Source organism: Curtobacterium sp. MCLR17_044 (assembly GCF_003234435.1).
Classification (GTDB): domain Bacteria; phylum Actinomycetota; class Actinomycetes; order Actinomycetales; family Microbacteriaceae; genus Curtobacterium; species Curtobacterium flaccumfaciens.
Window position 1 is genome coordinate 93,830 of record NZ_QKTC01000007.1, and the last position, 17,440, is coordinate 111,269.

General features: G+C 71.8%; 16 protein-coding genes. 2 read left to right on the plus strand and 14 right to left on the minus strand.

Annotated elements, in window-relative coordinates:
- The first annotated feature begins 50 nt into the window (after positions 1-50).
- Together DEJ04_RS06520 and DEJ04_RS06525 are read left to right on the plus strand one after the other, a co-directional pair.
- Entirely contained in the window at positions 51-1,526 is a 1,476-nt protein-coding gene (locus tag DEJ04_RS06520) for a hypothetical protein (protein ID WP_111046589.1), read from the plus strand.
- Between the two features lie 65 nt (positions 1,527-1,591).
- A complete protein-coding gene (locus tag DEJ04_RS06525) occupies positions 1,592-3,748 on the plus strand; it encodes an ATP-dependent DNA helicase RecQ (protein ID WP_220035551.1) in 2,157 nt (718 codons plus the stop codon).
- 94 nt (positions 3,749-3,842) lie between these two features.
- Here DEJ04_RS06525 and DEJ04_RS06530 read toward each other — a convergent pair whose 3' ends face one another.
- The 14 genes from DEJ04_RS06530 to DEJ04_RS06595 all read right to left on the minus strand — a co-directional run bounded on the left by DEJ04_RS06530 (position 3,843) and on the right by DEJ04_RS06595 (position 17,439).
- A complete protein-coding gene (locus DEJ04_RS06530) occupies positions 3,843-4,364 on the minus strand; it encodes a hypothetical protein (RefSeq protein WP_111046626.1) in 522 nt (173 codons plus the stop codon).
- Positions 4,365-4,520: 156 nt separating this feature from the next.
- Complete coding sequence (locus DEJ04_RS06535) at positions 4,521-5,147, minus strand: hypothetical protein (protein ID WP_146248658.1); 627 nt, start codon at positions 5,145-5,147, stop codon at positions 4,521-4,523.
- 114 nt (positions 5,148-5,261) lie between these two features.
- Positions 5,262-6,782, minus strand: coding sequence for a ribosome biogenesis GTPase Der (gene der / locus DEJ04_RS06540; protein WP_071405612.1), 1,521 nt, complete (start codon positions 6,780-6,782; stop codon positions 5,262-5,264).
- Between the two features lie 109 nt (positions 6,783-6,891).
- Positions 6,892-7,587, minus strand: coding sequence for a (d)CMP kinase (cmk, locus tag DEJ04_RS06545; RefSeq protein ID WP_111038957.1), 696 nt, complete (start codon positions 7,585-7,587; stop codon positions 6,892-6,894).
- A 197-nt stretch (positions 7,588-7,784) separates the two neighbouring features.
- Complete coding sequence (locus DEJ04_RS06550) at positions 7,785-8,897, minus strand: prephenate dehydrogenase (RefSeq protein WP_111046591.1); 1,113 nt, start codon at positions 8,895-8,897, stop codon at positions 7,785-7,787.
- Between the two features lie 58 nt (positions 8,898-8,955).
- Positions 8,956-9,744: a pseudouridine synthase gene (locus DEJ04_RS18660; protein ID WP_258371328.1), complete on the minus strand. Its 789-nt coding sequence runs from the start codon at positions 9,742-9,744 to the stop codon at positions 8,956-8,958.
- Positions 9,745-11,023: 1,279 nt separating this feature from the next.
- Entirely contained in the window at positions 11,024-11,713 is a 690-nt protein-coding gene (gene scpB, locus DEJ04_RS06560) for an SMC-Scp complex subunit ScpB (protein WP_246520983.1), read from the minus strand.
- Positions 11,703-12,506, minus strand: a complete 804-nt coding sequence (locus tag DEJ04_RS06565; RefSeq protein WP_171907825.1) for a ScpA family protein — start codon at positions 12,504-12,506, stop codon at positions 11,703-11,705. The genes scpB and DEJ04_RS06565 overlap by 11 nt, the downstream gene beginning before the upstream one ends.
- Positions 12,490-13,365, minus strand: coding sequence for a ParA family protein (locus tag DEJ04_RS06570; protein WP_017885900.1), 876 nt, complete (start codon positions 13,363-13,365; stop codon positions 12,490-12,492). The genes DEJ04_RS06565 and DEJ04_RS06570 overlap by 17 nt, the downstream gene beginning before the upstream one ends.
- 69 nt (positions 13,366-13,434) lie before the next feature.
- A complete protein-coding gene (locus DEJ04_RS06575; protein ID WP_111046593.1) occupies positions 13,435-14,250 on the minus strand; it encodes an SseB family protein in 816 nt (271 codons plus the stop codon).
- A gap of 4 nt (positions 14,251-14,254) precedes the next feature.
- Positions 14,255-15,001, minus strand: a complete 747-nt coding sequence (gene priA, locus DEJ04_RS06580) for a bifunctional 1-(5-phosphoribosyl)-5-((5-phosphoribosylamino)methylideneamino)imidazole-4-carboxamide isomerase/phosphoribosylanthranilate isomerase PriA (protein ID WP_017885902.1) — start codon at positions 14,999-15,001, stop codon at positions 14,255-14,257.
- 97 nt (positions 15,002-15,098) lie between these two features.
- Positions 15,099-15,737, minus strand: coding sequence for an imidazole glycerol phosphate synthase subunit HisH (hisH, locus tag DEJ04_RS06585; RefSeq protein ID WP_111030465.1), 639 nt, complete (start codon positions 15,735-15,737; stop codon positions 15,099-15,101).
- A complete protein-coding gene (gene hisB, locus DEJ04_RS06590) occupies positions 15,734-16,336 on the minus strand; it encodes an imidazoleglycerol-phosphate dehydratase HisB (RefSeq protein WP_027464776.1) in 603 nt (200 codons plus the stop codon). Before hisB ends, hisH begins: the two co-directional genes overlap by 4 nt.
- Positions 16,333-17,439 carry a histidinol-phosphate transaminase gene (locus DEJ04_RS06595; protein ID WP_111046594.1) on the minus strand — a complete coding sequence of 369 codons (1,107 nt, stop codon included), beginning with the start codon at positions 17,437-17,439 and terminating at the stop codon, positions 16,333-16,335. Before DEJ04_RS06595 ends, hisB begins: the two co-directional genes overlap by 4 nt.
- Position 17,440 lies beyond the last annotated feature (1 nt).

Below are 17,440 nucleotides of genomic sequence, written 5' to 3' on the forward strand. Positions count from 1 at the left end.
CACCCGTCGGATTCTCAGGGACCTCTCCGTCTGGCTCGTATGGTGGCTCGATGCGTTCTCGTTCCACCCCTCGTTTCCTGGTCGCGATCGCGGTCTCCGGCCTGCTGCTCGGAGCCGCCGGGTGCACGTCGAGCGGACCGGACACGAGCCGCCCGACCCTGGCGAAGGCCTCGGCCGACACCGTCACGGTGGCCGATGCCTCGGATGCCGCAGCCCGGTCGGTCCGCGTCAGCAAGGCCCTGTTCGCGAGCGCCCCGGGAGCGGTTGTCGCCCGGGCAGGCGACGCCGACGGCATCCGTGGTGCGGCGAAGGCTGCGGCGAGCGCCCACGTCCCGGTGCTGCTGACCGCAAAGAACAAGAGCGCCGCCGTCGCCCGCGAGCTCGACCGGCTCGGCGCCGACTGGTACCAGGCCGAGGGCGACGTGTCGGTCGACACGGACGCCGAACAGCGGCAGGCGCCGGACGGCGGTGACGCGCCGGAGTCGACCCGGGCCTCCCGGCAGGCGACCGTGGTGGTGGCGGACGCGAGTGCGGACGCTGCTGCCGTGGCGACCGCGAAGGCCGCAGGCGCGCGCGTCGTGACCATGCCGAAGGGTGTAGCCGACCCGGCTGCCGCACCCGACGTGGTGACGGCGCTGCACGAGCGGTCGAAGCACCCGACCGTCCTGGTCGGTGCGGCGTTCGAGGCCCTGCCGGACGCGGAGTGGACGGTGCGGGCGGCCGAGGGCGGGTTCCAGCTGCGGAACGGCGGCCAGCGACCGTTCGACGGGCACCGGTACGTCGCGCTGTACGGGGCTCCCGGGGCGCCTGCGCTGGGCGTGCTCGGCGAGCAGGGGCCGAAGGAGACCGTGCAGCGTGCCGAGCAGGTCGCGAAGCCGTACCGGGCGGAGTCCGACGAGCTCGTGACGCCCGCGATGGAGGTCATCGCGACCGTCGCCGCGGGGGACGCCGGAGCCGACGGCGACTACTCGACGGAGCTGCCGGTGTCGACGCTCGAGCCCTACGTCGAGGCCGCGCACGATGCGGACATGCCGGTCATCATCGACCTGCAGCCCGGGCGGTCGGACTTCCTGTCGCAGGCCAAGAAGTACGAGTCACTGCTGAAGAAGCCGGGCGTCTGGCTGGCGCTCGACCCGGAGTGGCGGCTGACGAAGGACCAGGTGCCCCTCAAGCAGATCGGGAGTGTCTCGGCGTCCGAGGTGAACGAGGTCTCCACGTGGTTGGCTGGACTCGTGCGCGACGAGGGGCTGCCGCCGAAGGCCCTGGTGCTGCACCAGTTCCGGCTGTCCATGATCCAGGACCGCTCCGCACTGCAGACCCACCCGGAGCTCGACATGCTCGTGCACGTCGACGGGCAGGGGTCGCAGCCGGACAAGCAGGCGACGTGGAAGGCACTGCACCAGGGCGCGCCGAAGGGGCTGCACTGGGGCTGGAAGAACTTCTATGACGAGGACACGCCCATGCTGACGCCCGCGCAGACCATGCAGGACGTGCAGCCGACACCGTCGTTGGTCACCTACCAGTAGGGAGCTTCTCCACAGCCTGGAGGCGCGACCTGCGTTACGTCGGTCGGTGCTGACAGCATGGGGGCATGTCTGGTCTTGGTGTCGGGTCCACCGCGTCGTCTTCCGTGTCCCCCTCTGCGGACATCGCCGCCGAGGCGCAGCAGGCGCTCGCTGCGCTCACGGGGCGCCCCGACGCGGTGTTCCACCCCGGCCAGCTCGAGGCCATCTCGGCGCTGGTCGAGCACCGGCAACGCGCCCTCGTCGTGCAGCGCACCGGGTGGGGCAAGTCCGCGGTGTACTTCCTGGCAACGCTGCTGCTGCGCCGACGCGGGGGCGGCCCGACCGTCCTGGTGTCGCCGCTGCTCGCCCTAATGCGCGACCAGGTCGCCGCTGCCGCGCGGGCCGGTGTCCGTGCGGTGTCGATCAACTCCGCGAATGCCCACGAGTGGGGCGAGACCCAGGCAGCCCTCGCCCGTGACGAGGTCGACGTACTGCTGGTCTCCCCCGAGCGGCTGAACAACCCGAAGTTCCGCGACGAGCAGATGCCGACCCTGATCGCCCGGATGGGCATGCTCGTGGTCGACGAAGCACACTGCATCTCGGATTGGGGCCACGACTTCCGGCCGGACTACCGCCGGCTGGCCGAGCTCATCCGTTCGCTCCCCCATGGCGTCCCCGTCCTGGCGACCACCGCGACGGCGAACGAGCGCGTGGTCGAGGACGTCGCCGAACAGCTCACCGCTGGCCCGGCCGACCCGGTGTTCACGATCCGTGGGTCGCTCGCCCGCAAGTCCCTGCGCCTCGGTGTGCTGACGCTGCCCGATGCCCGGCAGCGCCTCGGCTGGCTCCTCGCGCACCTCGGCGACCTGCCCGGCAGCGGCATCATCTACACGCTCACCGTCTCGGCGGCCGAGGACATCGCCCGGCTGCTCCGCGACAACGGGTACGCCGTCCGCGCCTACACGGGGCGCACCGACACCGATGAGCGCGAACAGCTCGAACAGCAGCTCAAGGGCAACGAGCTGAAGGCCCTGGTCGCCACGAGTGCGCTCGGCATGGGGTTCGACAAGCCCGACCTCGGGTTCGTCGTGCACGTCGGGGCTCCCTCGTCGCCCGTCGCCTACTACCAGCAGATCGGTCGCGCGGGTCGTGCGACCGACAACGCCGACGTCCTGCTCCTGCCCGGGCGCGAGGACCGCGAGATCTGGCAGTACTTCGCCAGCGCCTCGATGCCGACCGAGGCCCGCGCCGCCGCCGTGCTCAGTGCCCTGTCCACCGACACCGCGATGTCGACCGTGGCGCTCGAGGGCCTGGTCGACATCAAGCGCTCCACCCTCGAACTCCTGCTCAAGGTGCTCGACGTCGACGGCGCCGTCCGACGCGTCACCGGCGGCTGGGTGTCGACCGGGCAGCCGTGGGAGTACGACGCGCCCCGGTACGAGCGGGTCGCAGCGGCCCGTGCTGCGGAGGCAGCGTCGATGCTCGACTACGAGTCCACCTCGGCCTGCCGCATGCAGCTGCTGCAGCAGGACCTCGACGACCCCTCGGCCGAGCCCTGTGGCCGGTGCGACAACTGCGCCGGGGCGTGGTTCCCGACGGCCGTGTCCGACACCGACTCGTCCGGTGCAGCGGCCGCGCTCGACAAGGTCGGTGTCGAGATCGCCCCGCGTGCCCAGTGGCCCTCGGGGATGTCGTCGCTCGGGGTCTCCGTGCGGGGCAAGATCGGCCCGGACGAGCTCGTGCAGCCCGGCCGTGCGGTGGCGCGTCTGACCGACCTCGGCTGGGGCGGTCCACTGCGTGCGCTGTTCTCGACGTCCACCCCCGATGCCCCGATCTCGCGCGAACTCGTCGACGGTTGCGTCCGGGCGCTCAAGGACTGGCCGTGGGAGACCCGGCCGACCGGCGTCGTGGCGATGTCCTCGCGGTCACGGCCCGAGCTCGTGGGGTCCCTCGCCCAGGCGCTGTCCACCATCGGGCGGCTGCAGTTCCTCGGCACGCTCGGCCGCGCTGGCGGGACCCCTCGTGGCGACGGTGCGACGAACAGCGCCTACCGGTTGTCCGGCGTGTGGGACACCTTCGTGGTCGATCCGTCGCTCGCCGCCGCCCTGCAGTCGCACGAGGGCCCGGTGCTGCTCGTCGACGACCTGGTCGACAGCCGGTGGACGATGACCGTCGCCGGTCGGGAGCTCCGGCGCGCAGGGGCCTCCGCCGTGCTCCCGTTCGCCCTGGCCACGGTCGCGTAGCCCGCTCGCGCCGCCCCCACATCTGTTTTGCGACAGTCCACGTGTCGATCGACTCGTGTTCTGTCGCGGAGCCGGTCTGCCGCCCGCCGGAGCCCTACCGCCGCGCGGGCTTCGGGAACGTCGCCCGCATGTGGTCGCTCGTCAGCACGTCGCCGATGCCGACCATGAGCACCGAGAACAGGATCTGCTCGATGACCATCCAGAACGGGTAGAGCCCCGGGATCGCCGCGACGATCAGCGTCACGATCGGGAAGATCCGGCTGAACAACCGCAGCCGCTGGTACGCCCAGTAGTACCCGAGCTGTGCCCGCCAGGCGAACACGTAGAGCGTCAGGGTGATGAGCAGCACCACGGTGGACCGGAACCACACCGCCCACGACAGGGACTCCCCTGCGCGGGTCAGCAGCACGGCGACCACGATGGCGGTGAGGCCGACGACGGTCTCCGCGACGAGCAGCCACCGGATCCACCGGAACGAGCGGACGGTGTCGGGGTGTTCGAGCATGTCCTCGCGGATCACGTACCCGGACTGCCGACCTCCGGCCAACCGGTCGAGGCGCAGACGGCACCACACGCGGTCGGCGAACACACCGAGTCCGTCGTTCTGCTGCGTCACCAGTACATCGTGCCCCATCCCGGCGGTGGTGGCGGACGCGGCACAGCCACGAGCACCGATGCGGAACGACACTGTCGACGTCGGACGACCACGACACCGTCGTTCTACGTCGGGGCAGCGCACCCCAACCCCGCCCAGCCTCAGCCTGCGCCCCGCTCAGTCCGACGGGACGAGTGCCGCACCACCCAGCACGGTCCCGGTGTCGGCGTCGAGCAGGACCAGGGAACGGACCTCGTCGGGCAGTGACCACGGGTCGCTGAGCACGACGGTCAGCCCCTGTTCGACCCCGGCAGCCTGGAACAGGTCGTAGGAATCCGCGGCCGGCGTCCACACCGGCTTCGAGCCACCGCGCACCGTCCCCGCGGACAGCACGACGTCGACCGGGCCGTCCCCGCCGGTCTCCAGGTGGTCGATCTCCACCGCGAGGGTCTCGTCGCCCGTGTTCCCGGCGATCCGCACGTGCCCGGAGGCCGCAGCTCCGATGCCGACGATGTCACCGGAGACCGGCGGGACGCGGCGCCACCACGGGTCGATGGGCGAACCGTCGACCGGACGGACGGGTTCGGGCTCGATCGGTTCCTCGAGGCCGTTGGACGGCGGCAGTCGGACGTCGGGCGACTGCGCCGGCTCGGAGGGCACGGAGTCGGCACGGGTGACCGAGTCGCCGTCGTCCGGTGCGTGCGAGATCGTCCACAGGGACACCGACCCCACGACGACCACACCGACGAGGACACCCACCAGGGCGAGCCGACGTCGGTCCGCTGCCCACGGCCCGGTACCCACGCCCCAATGATGCCGCACCGGCGCGCCGGTCCGGCTGCGGGCCTCCAGGCCGAACCCGAACGCAGAACGCGCCCCGACGGATCGAGGCGCGTTCTGCGTGACGGGTGGGAGCGCTCAGCGCTTCCGGCGCTCGCGCACCCGCATGTTGACGTTGATCGGCGTGCCGGAGAAGCCCCAGACCTCGCGGAGGCGACGCGTGATGAAGCGTCGGTACTGCGGGTCGAGGAACGCCGACGTGAAGAGCACGAAGGTCGGCGGCTGGCTCGACGCCTGGGTCCCGAACAGGATGCGGGGCTGCTTGCCGCCGCGCACGGGGTGCGGGTGTTCCTGCACGAGCTCGGCGATGAAGGCGTTGACCTTGCCGGTCGGGATGCGGGTGTCCCACGACTCGAGGGCGGTCTCGAGCGCCGGCACGAGCTTCTCGAGGTGGCGGCCGGTGCGGGCGGAGATGTTCACGCGCGGGGCCCAGGCGACGTGCGCCAGGTCCTGCTCGATCTCGCGCTCCAGGTAGCGGCGGCGCTCGTCGTCGAGCAGGTCCCACTTGTTGTAGGCCAGCACGAGGGCACGGCCCGACTCGAGGACGAGGTCGATGATGCGGAGGTCCTGCACGGAGACCGGCTCGGTGACGTCGAGGACGACGACGGCGACCTCGGCCTTCTCGAGCGCGGCGGTGGTGCGGAGCGACGCGTAGAAGTCGGCCCCCTGCTGCATGTGGACGCGCTTCCGGATGCCGGCGGTGTCGACGAAGCGCCACACCTTGCCGCCGAGCTCGATCTGCTCGTCCACCGGGTCACGGGTGGTGCCGGCGATGTCGTTCACGACGACCCGCTCTTCACCGGCGGCCTTGTTGAGCAGCGAGCTCTTGCCGACGTTCGGGCGGCCGAGGATGGCCACGCGGCGGGGGCCGCCGACCTCCTGCTTGGCGACGGCCGAGGTGTCGGGCAGCGTCTTGATGATCAGGTCGAGCAGGTCCGCGACGCCACGGCCGTGCAGGGCCGACACCGGGTGCGGCTCCCCGAGCCCCAGGTTCCAGAGTTCGTAGGCGTCGAGTTCACGGCGCTCGTCGTCGGCCTTGTTCGCGACGACGATGACGGGGCGGTCGGTGCCGCGGAGCATCTTGACGACGTGCTCGTCGGTGGCGGTGATCCCGACCGTGACGTCCACGACGAACAGCACGGCGTCGGCGAGGTCGATCGCGACCTCGGCCTGCGCGGCGACCGAGGCGTTGATGCCCTCGGCGCCGGGCTCCCAGCCGCCGGTGTCGACGAGCGTGAAGCGCTTGTCGTTCCAGTCGGCCTTGTAGCTGACACGGTCGCGGGTGACGCCGGGGACGTCCTGCACGACCGCCTCACGACGACCGAGGATGCGGTTCACGAGCGCGGACTTGCCGACGTTCGGGCGGCCGACGATCGCGAGCACCGGGTAGGCGGGCAGGTAGTGGACGCCGTCCTCGCCGACCTGACCGGCCTCGAGCAGGGCGAGGTCCTCGTCCTCGAGGTCGTACTCCTCGAGTCCGGCGCGGAGCGCGGTCGCGCGCTGCTCGGCCTCGGCCTCGTCGAGTCCGGCGAGCCGCTCGCCGAGGGCGTCGTCGTACCGGGGGAAGTCGTCGTTGTCCGGGTTGTCCAGCTGAGCCATCTTGGGTTCCTCGCGAGCGGCCGGGGCCGCGGTGTCGGTGGCCGTTGCCGGCCGGGGCCGGGGGTCCGGCCGTGGTGTGACCAGGCGGCCGAGGCCGTCCGGTCGTGCGTCAGTGCGTGGCCGCGCGGGCCAGGTCGACGACCGCCTGCACGGTCTGGTCGAAGTCGAGGTCGGTGGAGTCGAGCGTCGTGACGCCGTCGGCGGCGTTCATGAAGTCGACGACCTTCGCGTCCGCCGCGTCGCGACGAGCGAGTGCTGCGGAGGTCTCGGCGGCCGACTGGGTCGTGACCTCTGCCGAGCGTCGGGCCATTCTAACGGACTCGTCGGCCGTCAGCAGGATCCGGACCTCGGCGTCGGGTGCGACGACCGTGGTGATGTCCCGGCCCTCGGTGATGATGCCCGGGGCGTCGGTCTTCCGCATGACGTTGCGGAACAGCTGGACCAGGCGCTTCCGGACGTCCGGGAGCTTCGCGATGTGGGCGACCGCGCCGGTGACGTCGGGGGTGCGGATGGCCTCGGTCACGTCGGTCTCCCCCACCTTGACGTAGTAGTCGTCGGGGTCGGTGCCGATGGCGTAGTCGAAGGTGTCCCAGCTCGCCAGGACCGCCGCGGCGTCGTCGAGGTCGACCCGCTGCTGCAGGGCGTGCCACGCGAGTGCACGGTAGGCGGCGCCGGTGTCCTGGTACCCGTAGCCCAGAGCGCGTGCGGCCGCGCGGGAGACGCTCGACTTGCCGCTGCCGGCGGGACCGTCGACCGCGATGACGATCTTCGCCACGTAGGCGCCGTCGGCCAGGCCGGACGGCATCGGGGCGCTGGTCGAACCGGGCTCCCCGCCGGGCTTACCGAGGCCGCCAGCGGGACCACCGAGGGGGCCACCCTCAGCACCGCCGCGCGCCCCGTCGCCGGGGGTCGGGGTCGGGGTCGGCAAGCCGGAGTCGGGCCCGTCGGTCCCACCGGCCGGAGCGCGTCCACTGATCACGCCGGAGTCGTTCGTGTCGTCGTTCAGGCCCATGCTGCTGCGATCCTCCATCCGCGCCCCTCGAGTTCCTCGACGAGTCGCTGTTCCTGCTCGGGCAGCACCGACACCTCGACGATGCCGATCTGTGCGCCCGGTGAGTGCTCGAGGCGCATGTCCTCGAGGTTGATGCCGATCTCCCCGATGAACGTCAGGAGTGCGGCAATCTGCCCGGGGGTGTCGTCGACCAGGACGACCACCTGGGCGAAGCGCTTGGTGGTGCCGTGCTTGCCGGGCAGTCGTTCGACCCCGCGGTTGCCGTCGGCGATGGTCTCGGCGATGGTGCGCGGCGATCCGGCACCGTCCGGGTCGCCGAGCGCGTCGATCACGCGGGACAGGTCGTCGCGCAGGTCGGTGAGCACCGGCCGGATGTGCCCGGCGTTCGCCCCGATGATCTGCACCCAGAGCCCGGGGTCGCTCGCGGCGATCCGGGTGACGTCCCGCACGCCGCCACCGGCCAGCCCGAGCGACCCGTCGGGGGCGTCCCGCAGGCGCGAGGCCATCAGCGTCGACACGAGCTGCGGCGCGTGCGAGACGTACGCGACGGCGAGGTCGTGCGACTCGGGGTCCATCGGCACGACGGTGGCGCCGACGTCGAGCGCGAGGTCCTCGACCACCGCGGCGCGCTGGAACGTGATGCCGTCGTGCCCCGCGATCACCCACGGGCGGCCGACGAACAGGTCGGCGCGGGCGGCGGTCGGACCGCTGCGCTCGCGTCCGGCCATCGGGTGCGACCCGATGTAGCGGGAGACGTCGGCCCCGGCCGCCACCAGGGCGGCGAGCGGCCCGGACTTCACACTGGCGACGTCGGTCACCACGGCGTCGGGGTGGGCGGCGAGCTCACGCTCGACCACCATCGCCACGACGTCCGGCGGCACCGCGACGACGATGAGCTCCGGCTGGTCGCCGGCGGCCGGTCGACGCCCGGCGCCGTAGTCCACGGCGAGCGCCAGCGCGGCGGGCGAGACGTCGTCGAGGACGACGTCCACACCCTTCTCACGCAGGGCGAGACCGATCGAGGCGCCGAGCAACCCGGCACCGACGACCCGGACCGGGCCGCGCAGACGGCGGTCGATGTCGGTCGGGTTCACGTCGGTCACCGGGCAAGCCTACCGATCGAGGCTCGGGCATCGGTCGATGCCCGAGCGTCGGGTTCGGTCAGTCCGCCGACTCGTCCTCGTACTCGTCGTCGTCCTGGTCGAGCGCGTCGTCGCGGTCGTCACGAGCGGACGGCTTCGCGTCACGGACGGTGCTGAGCAGCTTGCCGACCTCGACCGTGCCGAGCTCGCGCATCTTGCCCGGCGGCAGGCTGCCCAGGTGCAGCGGTCCGAACGACCGGCGGACGAGTTCGAGGACCGGGTGGTCGACGGCCTCGAGCATGCGACGGACGATGCGGTTGCGGCCGGAGTGCAGCGTGATCTCGACGAGCGACTCACCCCGCGAGGACTCGAGCAACCGCACCTTGTCGGCCTTGATCGGACCGTCCTCGAGCTCGACGCCCTCGGTCAGGCGCTGCACCACGGCGGGGTTCACGTTGCCGTGGACCTTCGCGATGTACGTCTTCTGCACACCGAACGACGGGTGCGCGAGCACGTGTGCCAGGTCGCCGTCGTTCGTTAGGACGAGCAGCCCGGAGGTCTCGGTGTCGAGACGGCCGACGTTGAACAGGCGCTCCTCGTAACGGTCCACGAACTCGGTCAGGTCGCGGCGACCGCGCTCGTCCTGCAGGCTCGAGACGACACCGGTCGGCTTGTTCAGCACGATGTAGCGCCGCGACGAGTCGATCTGCACGGGCACGCCGTCGACGCTGATCGCGTCCTTCTCGGGGTCGACGCGGCGCCCGAGGGCGTCCACGACCTCGCCGTTGACCGTCACGCGGCCCTCGACGATCAGGTTCTCCGCGACCCGGCGGGATGCCACGCCGGCAGCGGCGATCACCTTCTGCAGGCGCTCACCCTCTGCCTGGAGGCTCGGCTCGGCCCCGGCAGGAGCCGTTCCGTCCGCCGCGTCCCAGTCCTCGATGATCGGCCGTTCGGGCGTGCCCTCGGCCGGGTTGCCCCGGTCGTCGCGCTGCCCGCTCGGCTTCGGCGTGGTGCGGTCGCTGTTGCGGACGCTCGTGGTGCCGCCGACGTAGCGGCGGCCGTTGTGCCAGACGCGGCTCTGCTGGCCGTCCGGGGTGCGGCGGTCGTCGCGGCCGCGGTCATCACGTCGGTCACCACGCGGCGCGGAGCTGCCACGGTCGTCGCGACCCCGGTAGCCACCGCGATCATCGCGCGGGGCCGAAGCCCCACGGTCGTCCCGCCCGCGGTACCCACCACGGTCGTCACGCGGTGCCGAAGCACCACGGTCGTCACGTCCGCGGTACCCACCACGGTCGTCACGCGGAGCGGAGTTGCCGCGGTAGCCACCACGGTCACCGCCACCGGAACGGTCATCGCGACCCCGGTAGCCGCCACGCTCATCGCGCGGTGCGGAGCTCCCACGGTCGTCGCGGCCCCGGTACCCACCGCGGTCGTCACGCGGCGCGGAGTTGCCGCGGTACCCACCACGGTCGTCGCGGGGTGCCGAGCTTCCACGGTCGTCGCGGCCCCGGTACCCACCACGGTCGTCACGCGGAGCCGAGCCCCGGTAGCCACCACGGTCATCGCGCGGAGCCGAAGCCCCACGATCGTCACGGCCGCGGTAGCCACCACGGTCGTCACGCGGAGCCGAGTTGCCGCGGTACCCACCACGGTCGCCGCCACCGGAACGGTCGTCACGACCCCGGTAGCCACCGCGGTCGTCACGCGGAGCGGAGTTGCCGCGGTAGCCCCCACGGTCACCACCGCGGTCGTCGCGAGGAGCGGACCCACCACGGTCGTCACGGCCGCGGTAGCCACCGCGATCGTCACGCGGAGCCGAGTTACCCCGGTAGCCACCACGGTCACCGCCACCGGAGCGGTCGTCACGACCCCGGTAGCCACCACGGTCGTCACGCGGAGCCGAAGCCCCGCGGTACCCACCACGCTCGCCGCCGCGGTCGTCGCGCGACGGGTACCCGCCACGACGGTCGTCGTCACGCGGCGGGCGTGCGCCCCCACGGTCGTCGCGACCGTACCCGCCGGAGCGGCCACCGGCACTGGAGCCGGCCCCGCCGCGTCCGCCGGCCGGGCGGCCGGAGCGATCCGGGCCTCCCGAGCGTCCGTTGCGGTCGTCTCGGTCTCGGGGCGCGCCGCGCCCCCGGTCGTCAAACCCTGCCATCGGGGATCCCTTCGTTCTGCTCGAAGCCGTCCGCACCGTCGTCCAGGAGGGGCGAGATGAGCGGCAGCTCGTCGAGCGAGTTGATGCCGAGCTGCTGCAGGAGCAGGTCGGACGTGACGTAGTTGATGGCGCCGGTCTCGGCGTCGGTGAACGACTCCTCGATGAGGCCGCGTGCCACCAGGGTTCGGACGACGCCGTCGACGTTGACGGCGCGGATCGCAGCGATCTGCGAGCGGGTGATCGGCTGCTTGTAGGCGACGACCGCGAGGGTCTCGAGTGCGGCCTGCGACAGCCGCGAGGGGCGCTCGGCCTCGACGAACTGCTCGACCACGGGGTCCAGGTCGGCGCGGACGTAGAAGCGCCAGCCGCCACCGACCTCGCGGAGTTCGAAACCACGGCGGATCGTGCCGTCGACGCCGTCGAAGTCCGCGACCAGGCGTTCGATCGCCTGGCGGACGGCGGGGACGGGCGAGCCGACGGCAGCACCGAGGGCGACGAGTGACTGCGGCTGGTCGGCGATCATCAGGATGGCCTCGAGCTGCCGGTCGATGGGGATGGCGGGGTGGGCCTCGGACGCGGCGCGCTCGTGGATCTCGCGCTCGATGGCGCGGGCGTCGGCCATCTCGTCGGCGCCGCCGGGTTCGGCGCTGGACGTGTCGTGCACGTCATCCGTCATAGTCGGCTCCCAGGTTCGCGAGGCTCTCGTCGGACCAGTCCTCGGCGGTCCACCGCAGTGTCAGCTCCCCGAGCGGCTCGAGCTGCTCGAACGAGATCGACGCGTTCCGGTACAGCTCGAGGATCGCGAGGAAGCGAGCCACCACGATACCCGTCTGGTCGACGCCCGCGACCAGTTCACGGAACGAGACGCCCTCACCATCACGGGTGCGGAGGATCGAGACGACGATCGCGGCCTGCTCGCGGATGCTGATGAGCGGGGCGTGCAGGTGGTCGAGGCCGACGGTCGGGATCTCCCGCGGGGCGAAGGCCAGCGCGGCCAGTGCGGCGAAGTCCTGCACCGACAGGGTCCAGACGAGCTCCGGCGTCCGCGCGCGGAACCGCTCCTCGAGCCGGACGCTGCGGACGTGCCGGCGCGACTCGACGCCCCAGCGCTCCCCGAACCAGTCGGCGGCCTGCTTGAACGCCCGGTACTGCAGCAGTCGGGCGAACAGCAGGTCCCGGGCCTCGAGCAGGGCGACGTCCTCCGCGTCCACGAGCTCACCCTGGGGCAGCAGCCCGACGATCTTCAGGTCGAGCAGCGTCGCCGCGACGACCAGGAACTCGCTGGCCTCGTCGAGCTCGTCGGCGGACTCGGCCTGCCGGACGTACTGGATGAACTCCCCCGTCACGGCACCGAGCGACACCTCGGTGATGTCGAGCTCGTGCTTCGTGATGAGCGACAGCAGGAGGTCGAACGGTCCGTCGAAGTTGGCGAGCCGGACCCGGAACCCCGCGTCAGGCGACGGCGCCACGCTGGACGAGCTCTCGTGCGAGCTGCCGGTAGGCGTGGGCGGCAGGGTGGTCCGGCGCGGTCTGCGTGATCGGGCGTGCGGACACCGTGGCGTCCGGGAACTTCACGGTGCGGCCGATGACGGTGTCGAGCACGCGGTCGTCGAAGGTGTCGACGACCCGCTCCATGACCTCGCGCGAGTGCAGCGTGCGCGAGTCGTACATCGTCGCCAGGATGCCGTCGAGCTTGAGCGCCGGGTTGAGGCGGTCGCGCACCTTGTCGATCGTCTCGATGAGCAGGGCGACACCGCGGAGCGCGAAGAACTCGCACTCGAGCGGGATGAGGACGCCGTGCGCGGCCGTGAGGGCGTTCACGGTGAGCAGGCCGAGCGACGGCTGGCAGTCGACCAGGATCACGTCGTAGTCGTTCGCGACCTTGCGCAGCACGCTCGCCAGGATCTGCTCGCGGGCGACCTCGTTGACCAGGTGCACCTCGGCCGCGGACAGGTCGATGTTCGCCGGGATGACGTCGAGGCCGGGGGTGTTCGTCGGCTGGATGACCTGGTTCGGGTCCTTCACGGCACCCATGAGCAGGTCGTAGACGGTGTGGATGTCGTGCGTCCGGACGCCGAGGCCCGCGGACAGTGCACCCTGCGGGTCGAAGTCGACGGCCAGGACCTTGCGGCCGTACTCGGCGAGCGCGGCGCCCAGGTTGATGGCAGTCGTGGTCTTGCCGACGCCGCCCTTCTGGTTGCAGAGCGCGATGATGCGGGCGGGTCCGGTGCTGTCGAGCTCCTCGGGCACGGGGAAGTCCCGGACGGGACGCCCCGTCGGACCGTGGGTGGTCGCGCCGGTGGGGTTGGTCGTCGGGTTCGGGCTCACCCCGTCATCGTACCGGCGACCTCGGGCTGGGCCGGGTCGCACCGCCGCGGGACGCCGCGCTGCTGCTCGTCAGGCAGCGCGCAGGGCGACGCGCATGCTGTCGACCCGCTCCGCGATCACCGGGTCGGTCGACCACCGCTGCTGCAGTCGCCCGACGAGCTCGCCGACCTGCTCGCGGTCGAGCCCCGGGTGCAGCGCCAGGCCCACCGTCAGCTCCGGCCCGGCGAACCGGCCGACCGGGTCGCCCGGCGCGAGTTCGACACGGGCGACGCCGGGCTCCCCCTCGACCGAGACCGCGAAGGCCCGAGCCACCTCGGGGTCTTCGAAGCACGGGGTCCACGGCAGGTCCTGCCCGAGCGCCCACACCGCCGGACGTCGCAGCACGAACTCGGTCGGCGACTTCGGGTCGAGCACGACGAGCTGGGTGTCCTCGCTCGCCGCGGCCATCGCCACACGGCGCGACTCCACCGGCACCGGGCGCGCGTCCGGGTCCCACACGTGCATGGCGTCCACCGAGGTGAACGCCGGCATCACGCTGCGACCATCCGGACCGGCGACCGTCACGATCGAGAGTTCCTGGGTCTTGTCGACGAGCTTGCCCTCGTCGGTCTCCCCCACGTCACCGGCCTCGGCGATGAGTGGGATGAGCAGCCGGGCGGTGCGGAGCGCCTCGACGATCGCCGCCTGGGAGGCACCCGCGGCGAGCGCACCGATCGCGGCGACCACCGCGGGGTCGGCGAGTCCGTCGTCCTCGGCGAACGCGGTGTCGTGGTGGTCGAACGTGCGGCCTTCCCACGAGAAGCCCGCCGAGTCCGCCGCCCCGCCGGGGGTGTGCGCGTCGTCGGCGTCCGGCCCGGTGCCGCGGCCGTTCGAGATGCCCGCCACGGCGCTACTCGGAGGCGATGTCGAGTGCGGCCGGCAGCGTGAACGCCCCGGAGTACAGCGCCTTGCCGATGATCGCGCCCTCGAGCCCGTACGGCACGAGTTCGCGGAGCGCACGGAGGTCGTCGAGCGTTGAGATCCCGCCGGAGGCCACCACGGGCTGGTCGGTCCGGTCGCACACCTGGCGGAGCAGTTCGACGTTGGGCCCCTGCAGCGTGCCGTCCTTCGTGACGTCGGTCACCACGTAGCGGGCGCACCCGGCGGCTTCCAGCCGGTCGAGCACCTCCCACAGGTCACCGGCGTCCTCGGTCCAGCCGCGGCTCGACAGCGTGGTGCCGCGGACGTCCAGCCCGACGGCGATCTGCTCGCCGTACTCACCGATCACCCGCGCGGCCCAGTCCGGGTTCTCGAGCGCCGCGGTGCCGAGGTTCACGCGCGCCGCACCGGTCGCCAGTGCCGCTTCGAGCGAGGCGTCGTCGCGGATGCCGCCGGACAGCTCGACGGAGACACCCTCGACCTCGCGGACGGCGTGCGCGATCACCCTGCGGTTGTCGCCACGACCGAAGGCTGCGTCGAGGTCGACGAGGTGGATCCACTCGGCACCCTGGTCACGCCAGGTCCGGGCAGCGGCGACGGGATCGCCGTAGCCGGTCTCGCTCCCCGCCTCACCCTGGGTGAGCCGCACGGCCTGTCCGTCGACGACGTCGACAGCCGGCAGCAGGACGAGGGGCGGGGTGTCGGTGAGGTCGGTCATGGTCCTGTCGGTTTCGTTGCGGTGGAGAAGGGGCTGCGGACAGCCGGGAGGCCCGGTGCGCGTCCGGCACGGCCGTCGCGCCCGGCACCGGCCGGGTTCAGAGCGAACGCACCCAGTTGGAGAGCAGGCGGATGCCCGGCTCGCCGGACTTCTCGGGGTGGAACTGCGTGGCGGTGAGCGGCCCGTTCTCGACCGCGGCAATGAAGGGCTGCCCGTGCTCGGCCCAGGTCAGACGCGGCGCGCGGAACGGCCCGTACGCCTCGAGCGGGAAGTCGGTCACGCCGTAGGAGTGCACGAAGTAGAAGCGCTCGTCGTGCAGCCCGTCGAACAGCACGGAGTCCTCGGGCGCCTGCACGGTGTTCCAGCCCATGTGCGGCAGCACCTCGGCCTGGATCTCCTGCACGGTGCCGGGCCACTGGCCGAGCCCTTCGACGTCGGCACCACGCTCGATGCCCCGCGAGAACAGGACCTGCATGCCGACGCAGATGCCGAGCACGGGTCGCCCGCCGGCCAGACGGTGGTCGACGATCTCGCCGCCCTGCACGCCCTCGAGCTGGTCGATCACGGCGGCGAACGCCCCGACGCCGGGGACGAGCAGGCCGTCGGCCTTGAGTGCCGCCTGCTTGTCCGAGGTCAGGGTGACCTCGGCGCCGGCGCGCTCGAGTGCCTTGGCGGCGGAGTGGACGTTCCCCGACCCGTAGTCGAGGACGACGACGTTCGGCTTGGCGGTTGTCACAGGGCGCCCTTCGTGGAGGGGATGCCGTCGACGCGTGGGTCCAGCTCGACCGCCTTGCGCATGGCTCGGGCGAACGCCTTGAACTCGGCTTCGGCGATGTGGTGGGGGTCGCGGCCCTCGAGCACGCGGACGTGGACGGTGATGCCGGCGTTGAACGTGATCGCTTCGAACACGTGGCGGACCATCGAGCCGGTGAAGTGGCCACCGATGCGGTGGAACTCGAAGCCCGCGGGCTCGCCGGAGTGCACCAGGAACGGGCGCCCGGAGACGTCGACGACGGCCTGGGCCAGCGCTTCGTCCAACGGGACCAGGGCGTCGCCGTACCGGCCGATGCCGGAGCGGTCACCGAGGGCCTGCTTGATCGCCTGTCCGAGCACGATGCCGGTGTCCTCGACCGTGTGGTGCACGTCGATGTCGGTGTCACCCGTCGAGCGCACCCGCAGGTCGATCAGGGAGTGCTTGCTGAACGCGGTCAGCATGTGGTCGAAGAACGGGACGGAGGTCGAGATCGACGAGGTCCCGGTACCGTCCAGGTCGAGCTCGAGTTCGACACTCGATTCGCTCGTCGAACGGCTGATCGAGGCGGTGCGGGCGGTCATGCCTCAACCCTAACCGGCGGCTGCTCGGCGGCGACCTGCCGCATGGCGTCGAGGAACGCGGTCGTCTCGGCTTCGGTCCCCGCACTCACCCGCAAGTGGTTCGGGATCCCGAGGTCGCGCACGATCACGTCGCGCTCGAGCAGCGCCTCGAACGCGGCGTTCGGGTCGGCGACACCACCGAACAGGACGAAGTTCGACCAGGTCTCGTAGGTGCGGTACCCCAGGGCCTGGAGCTCGGTGACCATGCGGTCACGCTGCCCCTTGATGTCGTCGACCATCGCCAGCATCTCTGGGGCGTGCCGGAGTGCCGCGATCGCTGCCGCCTGGGTGAGCGCGGACAGGTGGTACGGCAGCCGGACCAGTCGGACGGCGTCGACGACGGCGGGGTGCGCAGCCATGTACCCGACCCGGGCACCGGCGAACGCGAACGCCTTGCTCATCGTGCGGGAGACCACCAGCCGCTCACGACCGGGCAGCAGCGTGAGGGCACTCGGGGCGTCGGACGGCATGAACTCGGCGTACGCCTCGTCCACCATCACGATGCCGTCGGTCGCGTCGTAGGCGGCCGCGATCGTCTCGATGTCGAGCGGGGTGCCCGTCGGGTTGTTCGGCCCGCACAGGAACACGATGTCCGGCTGGTGCGCACGGATGGCTGCCACGACGGTCTCGGGTGAGATGCGGAACTCGTCGTCCCGCTGGGCCGGGATCCACGTGGTGCCGGTGCCCGACGCGAGGATCGAGTGCATCGAGTAGGTGGGCGGGAACCCGAGCACCGAGCGACCGGGTCCGCCGAACGCCTGGAGGAGCTGCTGCAACACCTCGTTCGACCCGTTCGCCGCCCAGAGCTGCTCGGCGGTCAGGTCGTGCCCGAGGTAGTCGGCAAGTGACTGCCGGAGCTCGGTGAACTCGCGGTCCGGGTACCGGTTGACCGTCAGCAGGGCCTGCCGGATCGACTCGACGATGTCGGCAGCGACGTCGTCCGGAACGGGATGCGTGTTCTCGTTGACGTTGAGCTGCACGCGAACGTGCTTCTGCGGGGCGCCGTAGGGGCTCTGCCCGCGCAGGTCGTCTCGGATCGGGAGGTCTTCGAGCGTGAATGCCACC

What these genes read in the sequence shown, in the direction of transcription:
- DEJ04_RS06520 (WP_111046589.1), top strand. Translation starts at nt 51, where the DNA reads ATGCGTTCTCGTTCCACCCCTCGTTTCCTGGTCGCGATCGCGGTCTCC.
- DEJ04_RS06525 (WP_220035551.1), top strand. Translation starts at nt 1,592, where the DNA reads ATGTCTGGTCTTGGTGTCGGGTCCACCGCGTCGTCTTCCGTGTCCCCC.
- der (WP_071405612.1), bottom strand. Translation starts at nt 6,782, where the DNA reads ATGGCTCAGCTGGACAACCCGGACAACGACGACTTCCCCCGGTACGAC.
- cmk (WP_111038957.1), bottom strand. Translation starts at nt 7,587, where the DNA reads ATGCCGTCCGGCCTGGCCGACGGCGCCTACGTGGCGAAGATCGTCATC.
- scpB (WP_246520983.1), bottom strand. Translation starts at nt 11,713, where the DNA reads ATGACGGATGACGTGCACGACACGTCCAGCGCCGAACCCGGCGGCGCC.
- priA (WP_017885902.1), bottom strand. Translation starts at nt 15,001, where the DNA reads ATGACCGACCTCACCGACACCCCGCCCCTCGTCCTGCTGCCGGCTGTC.
- hisB (WP_027464776.1), bottom strand. Translation starts at nt 16,336, where the DNA reads ATGACCGCCCGCACCGCCTCGATCAGCCGTTCGACGAGCGAATCGAGT.